The sequence below is a fragment of the Polynucleobacter sp. IMCC30063 genome (genome assembly GCF_021395235.1).
Classification (GTDB): domain Bacteria; phylum Pseudomonadota; class Gammaproteobacteria; order Burkholderiales; family Burkholderiaceae; genus Polynucleobacter.
Window position 1 is genome coordinate 292,315 of sequence record NZ_JAJVCQ010000002.1, and the last position, 18,813, is coordinate 311,127.

18 protein-coding genes are annotated in these 18,813 nt (G+C 46.0%); 17 read left to right on the top strand and 1 reads right to left on the bottom strand.

Translation table 11 applies throughout. The features are described from left to right. Nucleotides 1-15: 15 nt before the first annotated feature. Nucleotides 16-1,437 carry an amidase gene (locus LZG75_RS06110; RefSeq protein ID WP_233936239.1) on the bottom strand — a complete coding sequence of 474 codons (1,422 nt, stop codon included), beginning with the start codon at nt 1,435-1,437 and terminating at the stop codon, nt 16-18. A gap of 125 nt (nt 1,438-1,562) precedes the next feature. Here LZG75_RS06110 and LZG75_RS06115 point away from each other — a divergent pair, with 125 nt between their 5' ends. The 17 genes from LZG75_RS06115 (at nt 1,563) to nuoL (ending at nt 18,807) form a co-directional block, all read left to right on the top strand. Next, a complete protein-coding gene (locus LZG75_RS06115) occupies nt 1,563-3,392 on the top strand; it encodes an FAD-dependent oxidoreductase (RefSeq protein ID WP_233936242.1) in 1,830 nt (609 codons plus the stop codon). Then, nucleotides 3,389-5,239, top strand: coding sequence for a 2-oxoacid:acceptor oxidoreductase subunit alpha (locus LZG75_RS06120; RefSeq protein ID WP_233936444.1), 1,851 nt, complete (start codon nt 3,389-3,391; stop codon nt 5,237-5,239). The genes LZG75_RS06115 and LZG75_RS06120 overlap by 4 nt, the downstream gene beginning before the upstream one ends. A 13-nt stretch (nt 5,240-5,252) precedes the next feature. Beyond that, complete coding sequence (locus LZG75_RS06125; protein WP_233936243.1) at nt 5,253-6,308, top strand: 2-oxoacid:ferredoxin oxidoreductase subunit beta; 1,056 nt, start codon at nt 5,253-5,255, stop codon at nt 6,306-6,308. 26 nt (nt 6,309-6,334) lie between these two features. Next, nucleotides 6,335-6,775, top strand: coding sequence for a cyclic nucleotide-binding/CBS domain-containing protein (locus tag LZG75_RS06130; RefSeq protein WP_233936252.1), 441 nt, complete (start codon nt 6,335-6,337; stop codon nt 6,773-6,775). Nucleotides 6,776-6,792: 17 nt separating this feature from the next. Further along, complete coding sequence (locus tag LZG75_RS06135) at nt 6,793-7,029, top strand: CDGSH iron-sulfur domain-containing protein (RefSeq protein WP_233936254.1); 237 nt, start codon at nt 6,793-6,795, stop codon at nt 7,027-7,029. A gap of 171 nt (nt 7,030-7,200) precedes the next feature. Continuing rightward, the gene (locus LZG75_RS06140; RefSeq protein WP_233936256.1) at nt 7,201-7,560 is read left to right on the top strand and encodes an NADH-quinone oxidoreductase subunit A; all 360 of its coding nucleotides are present in this window, start codon (nt 7,201-7,203) and stop codon (nt 7,558-7,560) included. A 5-nt stretch (nt 7,561-7,565) separates the two neighbouring features. Next, complete coding sequence (locus tag LZG75_RS06145) at nt 7,566-8,048, top strand: NADH-quinone oxidoreductase subunit B family protein (protein ID WP_108468834.1); 483 nt, start codon at nt 7,566-7,568, stop codon at nt 8,046-8,048. Between the two features lie 11 nt (nt 8,049-8,059). Further along, entirely contained in the window at nt 8,060-8,659 is a 600-nt protein-coding gene (locus LZG75_RS06150) for an NADH-quinone oxidoreductase subunit C (RefSeq protein ID WP_233936258.1), read from the top strand. Nucleotides 8,660-8,670: 11 nt separating this feature from the next. Then, complete coding sequence (locus tag LZG75_RS06155; protein WP_233936261.1) at nt 8,671-9,924, top strand: NADH-quinone oxidoreductase subunit D; 1,254 nt, start codon at nt 8,671-8,673, stop codon at nt 9,922-9,924. Then, entirely contained in the window at nt 9,924-10,442 is a 519-nt protein-coding gene (gene nuoE, locus LZG75_RS06160) for an NADH-quinone oxidoreductase subunit NuoE (RefSeq protein ID WP_233936263.1), read from the top strand. Before LZG75_RS06155 ends, nuoE begins: the two co-directional genes overlap by 1 nt. Further along, a complete protein-coding gene (nuoF, locus tag LZG75_RS06165; RefSeq protein ID WP_233923999.1) occupies nt 10,439-11,779 on the top strand; it encodes an NADH-quinone oxidoreductase subunit NuoF in 1,341 nt (446 codons plus the stop codon). The genes nuoE and nuoF overlap by 4 nt, the downstream gene beginning before the upstream one ends. Nucleotides 11,780-11,781: 2 nt before the next feature. After that, entirely contained in the window at nt 11,782-14,172 is a 2,391-nt protein-coding gene (nuoG, locus tag LZG75_RS06170; RefSeq protein WP_233936445.1) for an NADH-quinone oxidoreductase subunit NuoG, read from the top strand. A gap of 3 nt (nt 14,173-14,175) precedes the next feature. After that, the gene (nuoH, locus tag LZG75_RS06175; RefSeq protein WP_233936266.1) at nt 14,176-15,249 is read left to right on the top strand and encodes an NADH-quinone oxidoreductase subunit NuoH; all 1,074 of its coding nucleotides are present in this window, start codon (nt 14,176-14,178) and stop codon (nt 15,247-15,249) included. 8 nt (nt 15,250-15,257) lie between these two features. Then, a complete protein-coding gene (gene nuoI, locus LZG75_RS06180; RefSeq protein ID WP_233924086.1) occupies nt 15,258-15,761 on the top strand; it encodes an NADH-quinone oxidoreductase subunit NuoI in 504 nt (167 codons plus the stop codon). A 21-nt stretch (nt 15,762-15,782) separates the two neighbouring features. Further along, a complete protein-coding gene (locus tag LZG75_RS06185; protein ID WP_233924001.1) occupies nt 15,783-16,442 on the top strand; it encodes an NADH-quinone oxidoreductase subunit J in 660 nt (219 codons plus the stop codon). After that, nucleotides 16,439-16,747: an NADH-quinone oxidoreductase subunit NuoK gene (gene nuoK / locus LZG75_RS06190; protein WP_233936269.1), complete on the top strand. Its 309-nt coding sequence runs from the start codon at nt 16,439-16,441 to the stop codon at nt 16,745-16,747. Before LZG75_RS06185 ends, nuoK begins: the two co-directional genes overlap by 4 nt. Nucleotides 16,748-16,749: 2 nt before the next feature. Further along, nucleotides 16,750-18,807 (top strand): NADH-quinone oxidoreductase subunit L, encoded by a 2,058-nt coding sequence (gene nuoL / locus LZG75_RS06195; RefSeq protein ID WP_233936272.1) that lies wholly within the window; start codon nt 16,750-16,752, stop codon nt 18,805-18,807. Nucleotides 18,808-18,813 lie beyond the last annotated feature (6 nt).

The following is an 18,813-nucleotide window of genomic DNA, read 5'->3' on the forward strand; positions in this document are numbered from 1 at the left end:
ATTATTTTTTCTATATTACAAGCAAATTGGAGGTCGTGTTAGACCAAATTGGGTGCTTTGTTCAAAAGCATACGCTAATTGCAAAACGTCAAAGTCGGCGCGGTGGCGCCCGACAATTTGGACGCCTACTGGCAGCCCAGTAGCAGTAAACCCGCCCGGCACTGAAATAGCCGGATTGCCTAAAGCGCTAATTAAATAGAGTGATTTCTGCCAGTCGATATAGGTCTGCATCGGCACCCCATTGATTTCGCGTGGATAGTCGAGATCAAGCGAAAAGGGCAGAACTTGATTAACGGGCAAGATTAAAAACTCATATTGAGCCATAAATTCGCGCATGCGGTGGTAGAGCTCGGTGCGTTTAGCTTCAGCACGAGCCAACTGGGGCCCAGTGATGGGTATGCCTTGTTCGGCATTCCAAATGACCGTATCTTTGAATTTTTTACCATGTTCTGCCATCAAAGGGGTGATGCGCAGCTCAGTACGCCATGCGCGCCACAACATAAAGATCTCATCTGCTTCAGCAATATCGGGTTCGGCGTTGACTACTTCACAGCCCAATGCCTCAAAGACCGAGCGTGAAGCTTCTAAAACGGTAGCGACTGCAGGCTCGACGGGTAGTCCACCCAAGTTTGCGCTAAAGGCGATTTTGACGCCACGGAAATCTCGGCTTAGTGGCTGGTTAAAAATAGTGCCAGGGGCCTCAAGCGCAATCGGTGAGCGATCATCAGGCCCCGCCATGGCTGACATCGCTAAGGCTAAATCAGGCACATTGCGGGCCATGGGTCCCGCTACACTCATGGTGTACCAGCCTAACTGATCGGGCCAATTGGGCACGCGACCAACTGAGGGGCGTAAACCCACCACATTGCAAAAATTGGCTGGATTGCGCAGCGAGCCACCTAAATCGGTGCCATCGGCTAAAGCAATCATGCCAGTAGCTAAAGCAACGGCACCCCCACCAGAAGAGCCACCACAGGTTTTACTCAAATCGTAAGGGTTTGGGGTAGCGCCAAATACAGCATTAAAAGTTTGACTACCAGCCCCAAACTCAGGCGTATTAGTTTTGCCTAAACTAATAGCGCCAGCTTTTTTAAGCCGTTCAACTGGCAATGAATCTACTTCTGGTACGTAGTCTTTGAAGGCTAGCGAGCCAAAGGTGGTTCTCACCCCTTTAGTGAGAAATAAATCTTTGTGGGCCACTGGTAAGCCATGTAAGACCCCAATAGGTGCGCCAGTTGCGATTTGTAAGTCGGCCCTGTGAGCCTCTTGCATGGCTGAATCTGCAGTGAGGGTAACGATAGCATTTAGGGTAGGATTGAAGCGTTCAATTTGATCTAAGTGTGCTTGAATTACTTGTGTGGCTGATAGTTTTTTGGTACGCATGAGCATTGCTAGTTGCGTAGCCGGAAGGAAACAGAGATCAGAATTGAAGGACATATTTTGCTATTTTTAGCCGGTTAGGGTTTTACTTTAGCTCGCAGAAAATGGGTAGAATGGGCAAGCATAATACTATTTATAAATTCGCTTATAAAACTTGATTAATCCACGAATAGGGGATAGCTTTGCAAGCTACTAATATTAATAATCCTGCTTATTTTCATAAAGTAGTCGATTGTCAGTGGGCATGCCCAGCTCACACCCCTGTTCCTGAATATATCCGCCTCATTGCACAGGGTCAATATACCGATGCCTATATGGTTAATTGGGTATCGAACGTCTTTCCTGGAATTCTCGGCCGCACCTGTGACCGCCCGTGCGAGCCCGCCTGTCGTCGCGGTAGAGTGGAAGAGAATAATGGCGCTGATCCTGAACCAGTAGCCATTTGTCGTTTAAAACGCGTTGCCGCTGATTTTAAAGACGATGTGAAGGCACGGATGCCTAAGATAGCAAAAAAAAATGGTAAACGCATTGCTTGTGTGGGCGCTGGTCCATCATCGTTAACGGTAGCCCGCGATTTAGCACCTTTAGGTTATGAAGTAACAGTGTTCGATGGCGAGCAGCGAGCTGGGGGATTTATTCGTTCACAAATACCGCGTTTTCGTTTGCCCGAATCGGTAATTGATGAGGAGACTGGATATATCCTCGATTTGGGGGTTCACTTTAAAGGTGGTGAGCGCATTACTTCAATGAGTGCTTTGTTAGCCGCTGGTTTCGATGCAGTTTATGTGGGCTCTGGGGCTCCCCGTGGCAGAGATCTAGATCTGCCTGGACGCCAAGCAGCAGCCGAGCAAATTCATATTGGAATTGATTGGTTGGCTTCTGTTTCTTTCGGGCATATTACGAGCATTGGCAAAAAAGTGATTGTGTTAGGCGGTGGGAATACCGCAATGGATTGTTGCCGTTCGGCTAGACGGTTAGGCAGCACGGATATTAAAGTCATTGTGCGCAGCGGCTTTGATGAAATGAAAGCCTCGCCTTGGGAAAAAGAGGATGCGATTCATGAAGGGATTCCAATTATTAACTTTCATGTGCCAAAAACTTTCGAGGTGCAAAACGGTAAATTAATTGGCATGACGTTTGCGGTAGTCGAGGCGGTTTATAACGAACAGGGCGAACGGAAATTAATCTCTAATGGCGAGGCCGATATCTTTATTGAATGCGATACGGTGTTATTAGCTGTGGGACAAGAAAATGCCTTTCCTTGGATTGAGGCAAATAGCGGTATTCAGTTTAATCGCCATGGCCTGCCAGAGCTAGATGCGATTTCTTTTCAATCAACCAATCCGCTGGTGTTCTTTGGTGGCGATGCCGCATTTGGCCCCAAAAATATTATTACTGCAGTAGCGCATGGTCATGAAGTAGCGGTCTCAATCGATCGTTTTCTACATCATGAATCGCCAGACCTTAGACCGCCTCCCCGCACCAATTTAATGTCACAAAAAATGGGGATTCATGAGTGGAGCTATCACAATGATGTGTCTGTAGATTTACGCTTTCCAGTGCCATGGGCTGAAGCAGCAAAGGCATTAGCCAATATTCGGGTTGAGGTTGAATTAGGCTTTGACGCCGCTACTGCATTTAAAGAGGCCAATCGTTGTTTAAATTGCGATGTCGAAACTGTCTTTACTCGTGAAACTTGCATTGAGTGCGATGCCTGTGTGGATATCTGCCCAATGGACTGTATTACCTTCACTGAAAACGGTGATGAGCCTGATTTGCGTTTACGTTTAAAAGCACCCGCTACTAATCTCACCCAAGCGCTTTATGTCTCAGCGAATCTGAAATCGGGGCGAGTGATGGTGAAAGATGAGGACGTCTGCTTACACTGCGGCTTATGTGCCGAGCGGTGCCCAACTGGCGCATGGGATATGCAGAAATTTTTGTTAGAAACGACGCAGGCTGGCCCAGCATGCCGAGACCAAAAATTGCACCTCCCGGTGGAGTTGGTATGAAGCGTATTGAAGCGATTAATGATTTCGTAATTAAGTTTGCTAATGTCAACGGCTCTGGATCTGCTTCTGCCAATGAGCTCTTTGCTAAAGCTATTCTACGGATGGGTGTGCCAGTTAGCCCGCGAAATATTTTTCCGAGCAATATTCAGGGTATGCCAACTTGGTATGAGGCGCGCGTTTGCTCTAAAGGATATTTAGGGCGCCGAGGAGGGGTTGACATCATGGTAGCGATGAATCCCCAAACTTGGGATGCCGATGTCGCCGAAATTGAGCCCAATGGTTATCTTTTTTATGATTCAACTCGCTCGATACCTGAGACTCAATTTCGCCAAGACGTGCATACCATTGGCGTACCTCTAACTGAAATTAGTAATGCTAATTATCCCGATGCCCGCCAACGTCAATTATTTAAAAATATTATTTATGTTGGCGCTTTATCGGCTTTGTTAAAGGTCGATACTGCGGTTTTTGAAAAATTGTTTGCTGAGCAATATAAAGGCAAGGAAATTTTGCTTGATTCTAATATTAAAGCTTTTCATTTAGGCTATAACTACATTCAAAAGCATTTTAAAGATGCCTTGGGTATTCAAGTGCGCCGTGAAGATCAAGTCGGGGAGAAAATTTTTATTGATGGCAATAGCGCCATTGCGTTGGGCTGTGTTTATGGTGGCGCGACCGTGGCAGCTTGGTATCCAATTACACCGTCATCTTCGGTTCCAGAAGCCTTCCAAAAATATTGTGAACGTTTTCGAGTCGACAAAAAAACTGGGCATGATCGTTTTGCCATCATTCAAGCTGAAGATGAGTTAGCTTCAATTGGTATTATTATTGGCGCTGCTTGGAATGGGGCGCGGGCATTCACTGCGACCTCAGGCCCAGGTATTTCGCTGATGACAGAATTTATTGGCTTGGCTTACTTTGCTGAAATTCCGGTTGTCATTATTGATGTACAGCGGGGTGGGCCTTCCACGGGAATGCCGACTAGAACTCAGCAATCAGATTTGCTGGCCTGTGCTTATGCCTCGCATGGCGATACTAAACATGTTTTACTTTTTCCTGAAGATCCCTATGAATGCTTCGAGCAATCAGCCGCGGCGCTAGATTTAGCTGAGTTATTACAGACCCCTATATTTTTAATGACCGATTTAGATATTGGCATGAATCAGCGTTTAAGCAAACCATTTTCGTGGGATGAACGGGAAGCATATTACCGAGGCAAGGTGATGTCATTCGCAGACCTAGAAGCGGGGAAAGATTTTGGCCGCTATAAAGATGTTGATGGCGATGGTATTCCTTGGCGTACTTTACCGGGTACTCATCCCACTAAGGGTAGTTTTTTTACCCGCGGCACAACCCGTGACCCCTATGCTCGTTATTCTGAGCGAGGGCCTGACTATATTTACAACATGGAGCGCTTAATACAGAAATTTAAAGTGGCAGCGAATTTAGTGCCGCAGCCAATAATTGAGCAAGGCAAAACCCCCAGCCAATTTGGAGTAATTTATTTCGGCTCAACCAGCCCAGCAATGCAAGAAACGCTCGATGTGCTGCGGGCTGATAACATCGTGCTTGATGCGATGCGAATTCGGGCTTTTCCTTTTTCTAAGGTGGTTAGTGATTTTATTGCCCAGCATGAGAAAGTTTTTGTGGTCGAGCAGAATCGCGATGCCCAAATGCATACCTTGCTAACGACTGAATTAGCCATTGATCCAGCTCATCTCATCAAAATATTGCATTATGACGGGACGCCTATTACCGCACGTTTTATAGTGGCGGCGATCAATCAATATTTGAAAGCAGAGGCCTCCACCAAATCGAATGCACGCCTAGAGAAGGAATCATCATGAAGAAAGAATCAGCATGACGTACATTGCTAAGCCGAGCATGCATCACCCGAGTTTAAGTACCAATAAGGTGGGCTATACCAGACGTGATTATGAGGGGCGTATTTCTACCTTATGTGCAGGTTGCGGGCATGACTCAATTTCTGCAGCAATTGTGCAGGCTTGCTGGGAAATGGATATTGAACCGCATCGAGTCGCTAAATTATCAGGTATTGGATGCAGCTCTAAAACTCCTGACTATTTTCTGGGCGCTTCCCATGGGTTTAATACCGTGCATGGCAGAATGCCCTCAGTATTAACTGGCGCTAATTTAGCGAATCGTGACCTTTTATATTTAGGCGTTTCGGGCGATGGTGATTCTGCTTCAATTGGTTTAGGTCAATTTGCCAACGCCATGCGGCGGAGTGTAAGAATGACTTACATCGTTGAAAATAACGGTGTCTATGGCCTCACTAAAGGGCAATTTTCTGCCACTGCCGATCGTGGTTCGAAAAGCAAGAAGGGGATTGTTAATAACGATAGCCCAATTGATTTAGTGGGCTTAGCTTTACAGTTGGGCGCGACCTATGTAGCGCGCAGTTTTTCTGGTGATAAAGAACAATTAGTGCCTTTGATTAAAGGCGCGATTGGTCATGGTGGCGCAGCTTTTATTGACGTAATTAGCCCCTGCGTCACTTTTAATAATCATGGCGGTAGTACTAAAAGTTACGATTATGTAAGGCAACATAATGAAGCAGTTAGTCGTATTGATTTTATCTCCCAGCACTCGGAAATTACCACTGCGTATGCCCCTGGCGAAGTGGTTGAAGTACTACAGCATGATGGTAGTTATTTAAGGTTGCGTAAATTGGATGATAATTATGATCCCACTAATCGCTATGCAGCCTTAAGCTACATCAATGAACATCAAGAACGCGGCGAAGTGGTGACGGGTTTGCTGTATTTAGATCCGCTTGCCAGCGATTTACATGAAGCGTTAAATACGTGTGTAGAACCGTTGAATTCTTTGGGTGTAGCTGAGCTATGTCCAGGGTCTGAGGCTTTGGCAAAAATAAACGCCTCCTTACGATAAAACATTTATTTTTTTAGGTGCGAACGATGACTGAACGATCTGTCTCCAAATCTATTGTGCATAGTAACTTAGTGCGTTTGCCGCCGAGCGCGACCATTCTAGATGCAGCGCGCACGATGACCAAGGCAAACTGTGGCAGCGTCCTAATTATTTCACCAAATGGCGTCTTAGAGGGTATTGTGACCGAGCGCGATTTAATGACGCGGGTATTAGCTAAGGGCTTGATTCCAGAAAAAACGCTTGTATCTCAGGTGATGACTCCTAATCCCCATTGTGTGCCCCCTGAAATGATTGTGTCACATGCAGTAATGATCATGATTGAACGCGGTTTTAGGCATTTACCCATTGTTGCTGATGATGGAAAAATATTAGGGGTTTTTTCAGCACGCGATGCCTTGCCGAGAGAAATTAGTGATGCTCTTAGTTTGGCTGAATTTCATGATCAGATGAATGATCCGTTGGTTTAATTGAATAGGGGCATGCAATGGAAAGAAAAATCGCCAAGAATGAGCCATATCCTGTAGAAGTTCAGGCTGGCAAAACGTATGCGTGGTGTTCCTGCGGGCTCAGCAAAACTCAGCCTTTTTGTGATGACTCGCATCAAATCACCGACTGTATGCCCTTTGAATTTACGGCTACTGAAAGTAAGGTCATGTATTTCTGCGGGTGCAAACAAACCGTCTCTCCCCCCCTTTGTGATGGGTGCCACCGAGCACTATAGGGGGTCAGTGAGAAGGGTATTGGCTAGGTGCGGTTTAAGCCGCATATTCAGGCCCCAAGAATAGGCTTATTTCCCCCGAATTTCAGCTAGTCTAGAGGAAAACCCTTATAATCTTGTCTGTATTTCAGAAGAGCAATCTAGGCTTCGCTTGATAACTGATTTAGGCTAAATTTGAACCTCGCAAACTACTTTCCGGTTTTGCTTTTTATCCTTGTGGGCATTGCCGTTGGTTTAGTGCCTATGTTGCTAGGCAAGTTAGTCGCCCCCTCTAGCCCTAACGCAGAAAAACTCTCTCCTTACGAATGCGGCTTCGAGGCATTTGAAGATGCGCGGATGAAATTTGATGTGCGCTATTACCTCATTGCCATTCTCTTTATTTTATTCGACCTTGAAACGGCTTTTCTATTTCCTTGGGGGGTAGCTTTACGAGATATTGGTTGGGCAGGCTATGCTTCGATGATTGTCTTCCTCTTGGAATTCGTGGTTGGCTTTGTTTACATCTGGAAAAAGGGCGCCCTCGACTGGGAGTAAATGTTATGGCCTTAGAAGGTGTACTGAAGGAAGGTTTCATCACGACCTCAGCCGATCAGCTGATTAACTGGACTCGTACCGGTTCTCTGTGGCCTATGACTTTTGGTTTAGCTTGTTGCGCAGTGGAGATGATGCATGCAGGCGCTGCGCGTTACGATTTAGATCGCTTCGGCGTAGTGTTTCGTCCTTCACCGCGGCAATCTGATTTGATGATTGTGGCTGGCACGCTTTGTAACAAAATGGCCCCTGCCTTACGTAAAGTATATGACCAAATGCCTGAGCCACGCTGGGTCATTTCAATGGGTTCATGTGCTAACGGCGGTGGTTATTACCATTACTCTTATTCCGTTGTGCGGGGATGCGATCGAATTGTGCCCGTTGATATTTATGTTCCCGGGTGTCCCCCGACAGCAGAAGCCTTAATTTACGGCATTATTCAATTGCAGGCCAAGATTGGTCGCACCAGCACCATTGCACGTAAGGCGTAAATCGAGCCACTATGTCTGCGCGCTTACATCATCTTGCTGAAACCATTCAAAAGGTCTTAGGTTCACGGGTTAAATCGGTAGAGGTGGCCCTTAACGAGGTGACCTTAGTGGTTGGTGCCGACGATTATTTAGCGGCTGCCTTGATGTTACGTGATGATCCGACATTGGCTTTTGCGCAACTAATTGATTTGTGTGGCGTAGATTACCAAGATTATGGCGATGGTACGTGGACTGGTTTACGTTTTGGTGTCGTTACGCATTTACTTTCCCTGCAACATAATCAACGCTTACGTTTACGCGTATATGCACCCGATGATAGCTATCCAGTAGTCGCATCGCTGGTGCCCGTGTGGAACTCGGCTAATTGGTTCGAGCGCGAAGCCTTTGATTTATTCGGCATTTTGTTCGACGGTCATGAGGATTTACGCCGCATTCTGACCGACTATGGTTTTATTGGCCACCCATTTCGTAAAGACTTTCCTATTTCGGGAACAGTTGAAATGCGATACGACCCCGAGTTGAAGCGGGTGGTTTATCAGCCCGTGACGATTGAACCGCGTGAAGTAATTCCCCGCATTGTTCGTGAAGAATCCTATGGAGGGCCAGCCTAAGGGTCTTCATCATGGCAGAAATTAAAAACTACACCCTCAACTTTGGCCCCCAGCATCCCGCGGCGCATGGCGTTTTGCGTTTAGTGCTTGAGTTAGATGGCGAAGTGATACAACGCGCTGATCCGCATATCGGTTTATTACACCGCGCTACTGAAAAATTAGCTGAGACGCGTACTTGGATTCAAAACGTGCCGTATATGGATCGCCTCGATTATGTGTCGATGATGGTGAATGAGCACGCCTACGTGATGTCAATTGAAAAATTAATTGGCGTAGATGTACCCTTGCGGGCACAATATATTCGCGTGATGTTTGATGAATTAACACGCTTGTTAAATCACTTACTCTGGATTGGCTGTCATGGTTTAGACGTAGGGGCAATGGCTGTGTTTTTATATGCTTTTCGCGATCGTGAAGAAATCTTCGATATGTATGAAGCGGTATCTGGCGCACGAATGCATGCAGCTTACTATCGACCTGGTGGGGTTTATCGTGATTTGCCCAGCGAGATGCCTCAGTTTACAAAATCAAAAATGCGCAGTGAGTCAGCAATTCAGCGTTTGAATGAAACTCGTACTGGTTCTTTGCTCGATTTCATTGAAGCTTTTAGTCAACGCTTTCCAGCTAATGTTGATGAATACTGCAACCTTCTCACCGATAACCGTATTTGGAAGCAGCGTTTAGTGGGCATTGGTGTGGTTACCCCTGAGCGAGCTCTACAGCTTGGTTTTACAGGGCCTATGTTGCGTGGCTCTGGTATTGAATGGGATTTACGTAAAAAGCAACCCTATGAAGTATATGACCGTCTAGACTTTGATATTCCAGTAGGGGTCAATGGCGATTCTTATGATCGGTATTTAGTGCGCATGGAAGAGATGCGGCAATCAAACCGCATCATTACTCAGTGTGTTGCCTGGTTAAAAGCGAATCCGGGTTCGGTGATGAGCGATAACCATAAAGTTGCTCCACCATCACGTTTAGATATGAAAACGAATATGGAAGAGCTGATTCATCATTTCAAATTATTTACCGAAGGTATTCATGTGCCTCAAGGAGAGGCTTATGCCGCAGTCGAGCACCCGAAAGGGGAGTTTGGCGTCTATTTAATTTCGGATGGCGCTAACAAACCCTATCGGATGAAGATTCGCGCGCCTGGCTTTGTCCATTTAGCGGCCCTCGATGAAATGGCGCGGGGCCATATGATTGCCGATGCTGTGACGATTATTGGCACCCAAGATATTGTCTTTGGGGAGATCGACCGCTAATGGCCACTTTATTTTCTGCCGCCTGCCGTGCTGAAATTGAGCGCAATATTGCGAAGTATCCACCTGAGCAAAAGCAATCAGCAGTGATGGCGGCTTTAATTGCTGCGCAAACCGAGTTAGGCTGGATTTCGCCCGCCGTGATTGAAGAAGTGGCACAGATCTTAGGTATGCCTACCATTGCGGTGGATGAAGTAGCTACTTTTTATAATATGTACAACACTAAGCCTATCGGCGCATACAAAATTGTGGTGTGCACAAATTTGCCTTGCCAATTAAGTCATGGCGCTGACGCTGCTGAATATTTGAAACAAACACTGGGTATTGGTTTTAATGAAACTACGCCTTGCGGTACTTTTACTCTTAAAGAAGGCGAGTGTATGGGTGCTTGCGGCGACTCTCCTGTGATGTTGGTAAACGATAAGCGCATGTGTAGTTTTATGAGTCATGAAAAAATTGATGCCTTATTAGCTGAGCTACGTAGTGCCAAGACAAATTATGCAGAAGGATCGGCAGCATGACCAGCTTGCATAAAAATCATGTGAAGCCGCTAATTTTAGCTGGCTTAACTGGCGATAATTGGCATTTAGAAGATTACGTGAAGCGCGGCGGTTATGGACAATTGCGGCGCATCTTAAGCGAACCTGTTGCACCTGAGGCGATCATTGCTGAGTTGAAGTTATCGGCATTGCGCGGGCGTGGGGGTGCGGGCTTTCCTACTGGCTTGAAGTGGAGCTTTATGCCACGCCAATTTCCGGGGCAAAAATATTTAGTATGTAACAGTGATGAAGGCGAGCCAGGCACTTTTAAAGACCGCGACATCATGCGCTATAACCCCCATGCCTTAATTGAGGGCATGATTATTGGTGCGTACACGATGGGCATAAGTGTGGGCTATAACTATATTCATGGTGAAATCTGGGATGTTTATAAACGCTTTGAAGCTGCGTTAGACGAAGCACGAGCCGCAGGTTATTTAGGTAATCAGATTTTAGGTAGTCAGTTTAGTTTTGAATTGCATGCTTCGCCAGGTTGGGGGGCTTATATTTGTGGCGAAGAAACGGCCTTACTCGAATCTTTAGAAGGTAAGAAAGGTCAGCCTCGTTTTAAGCCGCCATTTCCAGCTAGTTTTGGTTTATATGGCAAGCCGACCACCATAAACAACACCGAGACATTTGCGGCCGTGCCATTCATTTTGGCAATGGGTGGCGAGGCGTACTTAAAATTGGGCAAGCCAAACAATGGTGGCACCAAAATATTTTCGGTTTCAGGTGATGTTAATCGGCCTGGCAATTATGAAATTCCCATGGGCTTACCATTCGCAGAATTATTGCAATTGGCTGGCGGCATGCGCAATGGCTCTACCTTAAAAGCAGTTATTCCCGGCGGTTCTTCGGCGCCCGTTATTCCAGCTGCTGAGATGATGGATTTAACGATGGATTACGACAGCATTGCTAAAGCGGGCTCGATGTTAGGCTCGGGAGCTGTAATCGTGATGAATGACACGCGCTGCATGGTGCAGGCCTTATTACGGCTCTCGTATTTTTATCACGAAGAATCCTGCGGGCAATGCACACCTTGTCGCGAAGGCACTGGGTGGTTATGGCGAATTGTTAATCGCATAGAACATGGTAAGGGACGCATAGAAGATTTAGATTTATTGAACGATGTCGCCAACAACATCCAAGGCCGCACAATTTGTGCATTAGGCGATGCTGCAGCGATGCCAGTACGCGGTATGTTGAAGCATTTCCGTGATGAGTTTGCTTATCACATCGAGCATGGGCGTTGCCTTGTATCCAAGGGCGTGAGTCATCCTCTAGAAACTGCTGAAGTGGTTGGGAGTTCAAGTATATGAGCATGGTCGAACTTGAAGTTGATGGTAAGCCAGTAGTAGTTCCACAGGGTTCGATGGTGATGCATGCAGCGAATAGCTTGGGTACCTATGTGCCCCATTTTTGTTACCACAAAAAATTATCGATTGCGGCGAATTGCCGGATGTGTTTAGTCGAGGTTGAAAAAGCTCCCAAGCCTTTACCTGCTTGTGCCACACCAGTGACGCAAGGCATGAAAGTATTTACGCATTCAGCTAAAGCCCTTGAGGCGCAACGTTCAGTGATGGAGTTTTTACTAATTAACCATCCACTGGATTGCCCGATTTGTGACCAGGGTGGCGAATGTCAGCTTCAAGATTTAGCAGTGGGCTACGGCAAATCGAGTTCACGTTATACCGAAGAGAAGCGGGTGGTATTTCATAAAAATGTTGGCCCTTTAATTTCTATGGAAGAAATGTCCCGCTGTATCCATTGCACGCGCTGCGTGCGCTTTGGTCAAGAGGTTGCGGGTGTAATGGAATTGGGGATGGTTAACCGTGGTGAACATTCTGAAATAACCACCTTCTTGGGACGTACGATCGACTCTGAGTTGTCGGGCAATATGATCGATATATGCCCAGTTGGCGCTTTAACTAGCAAGCCATTTCGTTATGCCGCGCGAACGTGGGAGTTAGCGCGTAAGCGTTCACTAAGCCCGCACGATAGCTTAGGCAGTAATACGACGGTGCAAACCAAGTCTAATCGCGTGATGCGTGTAGTCGCTTTAGAAAACGAAGCAATCAATGAATGTTGGATTAGTGATCGTGACCGTTTTGCCTACGAGGGGCTAAATAGTACCGATCGGCTAACAAAGCCGATGGTGAAGCAAGATGGCAAGTGGTTAGAAACCGATTGGCAGTCGGCGCTAGATTATGTTGCCCATTCTTTACAAACGATTGGTAATTTACATGGCGCTGAATCAATTGCCGCCATTGCCCATCCTATTTCGAGTATTGAAGAGTTATATCTATTACAAAAATTAATTCGTGGTTTAGGCTCCAGTCAAATTGAAACGCGTTTACGCCAAGTTGATACCCGTGGCGCTGCTACTGTGCCTTATTTGGGAATGGCTATCAATGAATTAAGCGGGTTAAAACGCGCGCTCATCATTGGCAGTAATTTTCGTAAAGACCAGCCACTTCTTGCCGCGCGTTTGCGCACTGCTACTAAGCTAGGCTTACAAATGCATCGCTTGGATGCAGGCGGTAGCGATTGGCTGATGCCATTAGCAAGTAGCTTAACGATGCGACCGAGTGCTTGGGTCACGGGGCTTAGTGAAATTGCTTTAGCAGTTGCGCAGGCAAAAGGGGTATCAGCCCCCACAGGAATTCGCAGCCAAACCGTTTCACCTGAAGCAATGCAGATTGCGCAAGCACTATTAGAGACACCAGCGCTTAACCCATCAACAGGCTCAGACGCTCGCCCAACCCAAGCAATATTTTTAGGTGCAAGTGCTATCGCACATCCACAAGCGGCTGATTTACATGGATTAGCGCAATTTATTGCCGAACAGACTGGTGCACGCTTTGGTTTCCTGCAGGAGGGTGGTAATAGTGTTGGTGCGCATCTAGTGAATGCAGTGCAGGGCAATGAGGGTAGTATCAACTCCTTGCTCGACGGAGAGCGTCATGCTTATCTATTGATGCATGTTGAGCCTTTGGCAGACTTGCCGAACCCACAGCAAACTCGCGCAGCCTTAACTAAGGCTGATACCGTGATTGCCTTAACCGCATTCACCAGCCCCGACTTACTCGAGTTGGCTGATGTACTTTTGCCCATTACGCCCTTTACAGAAACCATGGCTAGCTATGTGAATACCGCTGGCACAATTCAAACCATTCAGCCTGCTGTAAAACCGCTCGGCGATTCGCGACCCGCATGGAAAGTGATACGCACCCTCGGAACGCTGGCAAAGCTCGATGGCTTTTTATATAACCTACCTGAAGAAGTGCGTGCAGAAGCTTTACCTGAGATGCACGATAGCGCTGTGTCTCGCGCTAATAATCAATTTACAGGACTATTTAGTTTGAGCACAACAGTGCCAGCACAGCCCGCGAGTTTAGAGCGCTTAGGAGAGGTGCCGTTGTATGGAGTTGATGCTATTGTCCGTCGTTCGAGCGCATTGCAACTAACTGCCGATGCAAAATTAGCTTCAAAGGTAGGCTTAGGGCCAGATACTTTTGCTGAACTGGGTTTGGTAGAGGGCGAAATAGTGCAAGTGACGCAAGCAGGCATGAGCGTCAATATGACTGCCACGCAAATACCTAATTTAGCTGCCGGTGTCGTTCGCTTGGCGAGCACTACTCTAGCCAGTATGCAGCTGGGGCCGATGTTTGGCCCAATTACGGTAACGCGGATTGCCGGAGAAGTGGGCTAAGCGATGGCTAATTTTCTCAACCTGATCGAAATGCAAGGCATCGCTATCTTTGGCTCATTTTGGCCTTTGGTCTGGACCTTAATCAAAATCGTCATCATTGTTTTGCCGATGTTTGGCGCAGTTGCCTACCTCACCTTGTGGGAGCGCAAACTGATCGGTTGGATGCACATTCGCTTAGGCCCTAATCGGGTCGGACCATTAGGCTTATTTCAGCCTATTGCCGACGCGCTTAAACTTTTATTAAAAGAAATTATTGCGCCTACACGGGCTAGTAAAGCCTTATACGTGATTGCGCCAGTGATGGTAATTGCGCCCGCATTTGCTGCATGGGCTGTCATTCCATTTCAGGCAGAAATGGTGTTAGCGAATGTAAATGCTGGGCTGCTGTATGTCATGGCAATTACTTCGGTTGGCGTCTACGGCATTATTTTGGCCGGCTGGGCCTCTAACTCGAAATATCCGTTCTTAGGCGCGATGCGCGCTGCTGCACAAATGATTTCTTATGAAATTGCGATGGGCTTTGCTTTAGTTACCGTGCTAATGGTGTCGGGCTCTTTAAATTTAAGCACTATCGTCATTAGTCAAGGCACGGGCCTTTTTGCTAGTTATGGCTTGAATTTCTTGTCATGGAATTGGTTGCCCCTCTTGCCAATGTTTTTAATTTACTTTATTTCAGGCATTGCTGAGACGAATCGACATCCATTTGACGTTGTCGAAGGCGAGTCGGAAATTGTTGCTGGCCACGTGGTGGAATATTCGGGCATGGCTTTTGCGATGTTTTTTTTAGCCGAGTATGCCAACATGATTTTGATAGCGGCAATGGCTTCTGTCTTATTCTTAGGCGGTTGGCTGCCTATTCTTGATTTACCGATGCTGCGCGATATTCCGGGCTTCTTCTGGCTATTTGCTAAAACATTTTTCTTGTTATCTTGCTTCATTTGGTTGCGCGCCACCTTACCGCGTTATCGCTATGACCAAATTATGCGCTTAGGCTGGAAAATTTTTATCCCCCTCGCGGTTTTTTGGGTGGTGGTCGTTGGCGCCTGGATTGTTTCGCCTTGGAATATTTGGAATTAATTGAAGCCATGATCAAAAAATCATTCAAACGGATTAGTCAATTTTTCGATAGCCTCATGCTCAGAGATATTTTGACGGGAATGTCGATTACGGGACGTTATCTCTTTAAACCAAAGTTTACGATTCAGTACCCCGAAGAAAAGACACCTTTGTCACCCCGTTTTCGTGGCCTCCATGCTTTACGGCGTTATCCAAATGGGGAAGAGCGGTGCATTGCTTGTAAATTATGTGAAGCCGTTTGCCCTGCTTTAGCAATTTCAATTGAATCAGATCAGCGTGAGGATGGTACCCGCCGTACGACCCGTTACGACATTGATTTAACTAAATGTATTTTTTGTGGCTTCTGTGAAGAAGCATGTCCGGTTGATGCGATTGTGGAAACCAATATTTTTGAATACTTTGGTGATAAACGCGGCGACCTGTATATGACTAAAGAAATGTTATTAGCTGTTGGCGACGAGTATGAAAAAGAAATTGCTGCTAATCGTGCTGCCGACGCCCCTTATCGTTAATGCTGAATAATTAAAGAACCCGTGGCCCTCGAACCCTCAACTATCTTCGCAATTTTCTTTTATGCCTTTGCGGGCTTATTGATTATTTCTGCTTTGCGGGTGGTAACGGCAGCCAACCCAGTGCATGCCGCACTCTTTTTGGTGCTGGCATTTTTCTGTGCCTCAGGAATTTGGATGCTATTACAAGCAGAATTTTTAAGTCTAGCGCTAATTTTGGTTTATGTTGGGGCGGTGATGGTGTTATTTCTATTCGTGGTGATGATGCTAGATTTAGATTTAGCCCATTTGCGCCGCGATTTTAAAAAATACCTCCCAGTGGCATTTTTAATGGGGATTGTGATTGTTTTAGAATTAGCAGTCGTATTAATTCGCAGTTTTATTGGAACTCGTGCACCAGTTCAAGTGATGAGTGAGGAGCTAGCGAGCAACAATACCCAAGCGCTCGGTAAATTAATTTTTGTTGATTATGTTTATGCCTTTGAAGTAGCTGGCGTTATTCTATTGGTTGCCATTATTGCAGCTGTAGCGCTCACTTTACGACATCGTAAAGATTCGAAGACCCAAAATATTGCTGATCAAGTTGCTGTTAAGGCTAGCGAGCGCCTGCGTATTGTGACGATGCCAAGCGAGATGGATGCCAAACAAGATGCTGAGCAAAATCGTCGCGGGAGGCAAGAATGACTATTACTTTGGCTCATTATTTGGTGTTGAGTGCCATTCTGTTTGCAACCAGTGTGGTGGGGATTTTCTTGAATCGTCGCAACTTAATCGTATTGCTAATGGCAATTGAATTAATGCTACTTTCAGTCAATATTAACTTTCTTGCCTTCTCTCATTTTCTGGGTGATATGGCTGGGCAAGTTTTCGTCTTTTTTATTTTGACGGTGGCTGCTGCTGAAGCTGCTATTGGTTTGGCAATTTTGATCGTGCTCTTTCGTAAACTCGATACGATTAATGCTGAAGATCTTGATCGGCTTAAGGGTTAATAATGCAAACGAATTTAACCCTACCACTCTTATGTGCCATTCCGCTTGCTCCATTAATCGGTGCAATCATTACTGGTTTTTTTGGTACGGCGCTATTCGGCAATCGTTTAAGTAAAGTAGGCTCTCAGTCGCTCGCTATTATGGGCGTCATTATTGCTTTTGCCTTGTCCTGCCAAGTTTTCTTTTACGTGCAGGCAGGTGATTATTTCAATGGCGAGGTTTATACCTGGATGCAATTGGGCGAGCTTAATTTGGGTATTGGTTTTTTAATTGACTCACTCACCGCTACCATGATGGTAGTAGTGACCTTTGTGTCATTAATGGTCCACATTTATACGATTGGCTATATGCATGGCGAGGAGGGTTATAACCGCTTCTTTTCATATATCTCTTTGTTTACTTTTGCGATGTTAATGTTGGTGATGAGCAATAACCTCTTGCAACTCTTTTTTGGTTGGGAGGCAGTGGGGGTGGTGTCTTACTTGCTAATCGGCTTTTATTTTGAACGTCAAACTGCCGTGTTTGCCAATATGAAGGCCTTTTTAGTGAATCGGGTAGGTGACTTTGGTTTCATCTTGGGCATTGGTTTAATTTTGGCTTACACCGGCTCGATGAACTATGACGCAATTTTTGCTCAAAATACCGCGCTTGCTGCTCAAACACTTCCTGGTACCAGTTGGAATCTAATGACGGTAATTTGTATTTGCTTGTTCATTGGTGCGATGGGTAAGTCGGCTCAATTTCCATTGCATGTTTGGTTACCAGACTCAATGGAAGGGCCAACACCAATTTCTGCCTTGATTCATGCGGCTACTATGGTGACAGCGGGTATTTTTATGGTCTCACGGATGTCGCCCTTATTTGAATTATCCACGACAGCCCTCAGCTTTATTTTGGTCATTGGTTCGATTACCGCATTGTTTATGGGCTTCTTAGGCATTGTGCAAAACGATATCAAACGTGTAGTGGCTTATTCCACGCTATCACAGTTGGGCTTCATGACCATTGCCTTGGGTGTATCGGCTTATCCAGTCGCTATTTTTCATTTAATGACCCATGCTTTCTTTAAGGCCTTATTGTTTTTAGCGGCGGGTAGCGTGATTATGGGTATGCACCATGAGCAAGACATGCGCAAAATGGGCGGCCTGTGGAAATATATGCCCATTACTTGCCTGATGATGTTGATTGGCAGTTTATCGTTGATTGGAACGCCATTCTTTTCCGGCTTTTACTCGAAAGATTCGATCATAGAAGCCGTTGCTGCCAGCGATATACCTGGCTCAGGGTTTGCCTATTTTGCCGTCATGGTAAGTGTGTTTATTACCGCTTTGTACTCATTCCGTTTGTACTTTTATGTTTTTCATGGCAAAGAGCGGTTTCATCAACCCAGTCATGCTGCGCACCAGGCCGAACATCATGATGAACACGCAGACATTGCTGATCATCACGGTTTAGCCGCTGGTGAAGTGCCGCATGAGTCACCTTGGGTGGTAACGGTGCCATTAATTCTATTGGCCATTCCGTCCGTCATCATTGGTTTTTATGCCATTGAGCCGATGTTGTTTGGGGATTTTTTTGGTGACTCGATGTTCATTGATCTGAGCCAGCATCCCGTAATGGAAGAGTTAGCGAATGAATTTCATGGCCCCATTGCGATGGCCCTTCATGCGCTGACCTCTTCGGTAACAATCTTAGTGGCCCTAGGGGTGTTAACTGCAGCGCTAGGCTATTTATGGGTGCCTAGCTTACCAAGCAAAATTGCCCACACCTTTGCGCCATTGAAAAAATTACTTGATCATAAATATTACTTAGACGAACTCAATCAATTGATCTTTGCTAAGGGTTCTATTATGTTAGGTCGCGGCTTATGGCATCGAGGTGATCAACGGCTAATTGATGGTTTACTGGTTAATGGCAGTGCGCATTTAGTTAGTCGCATGGCTGGAGTAATGCGGCATTTGCAGTCGGGTTATTTATATCACTATGCATTTGCGATGATTTTAGGCCTAGCCGTTTTATTGGCTTGGGTTTTATATGCTTACTTACCTTATGTGCGCTAGGTATTA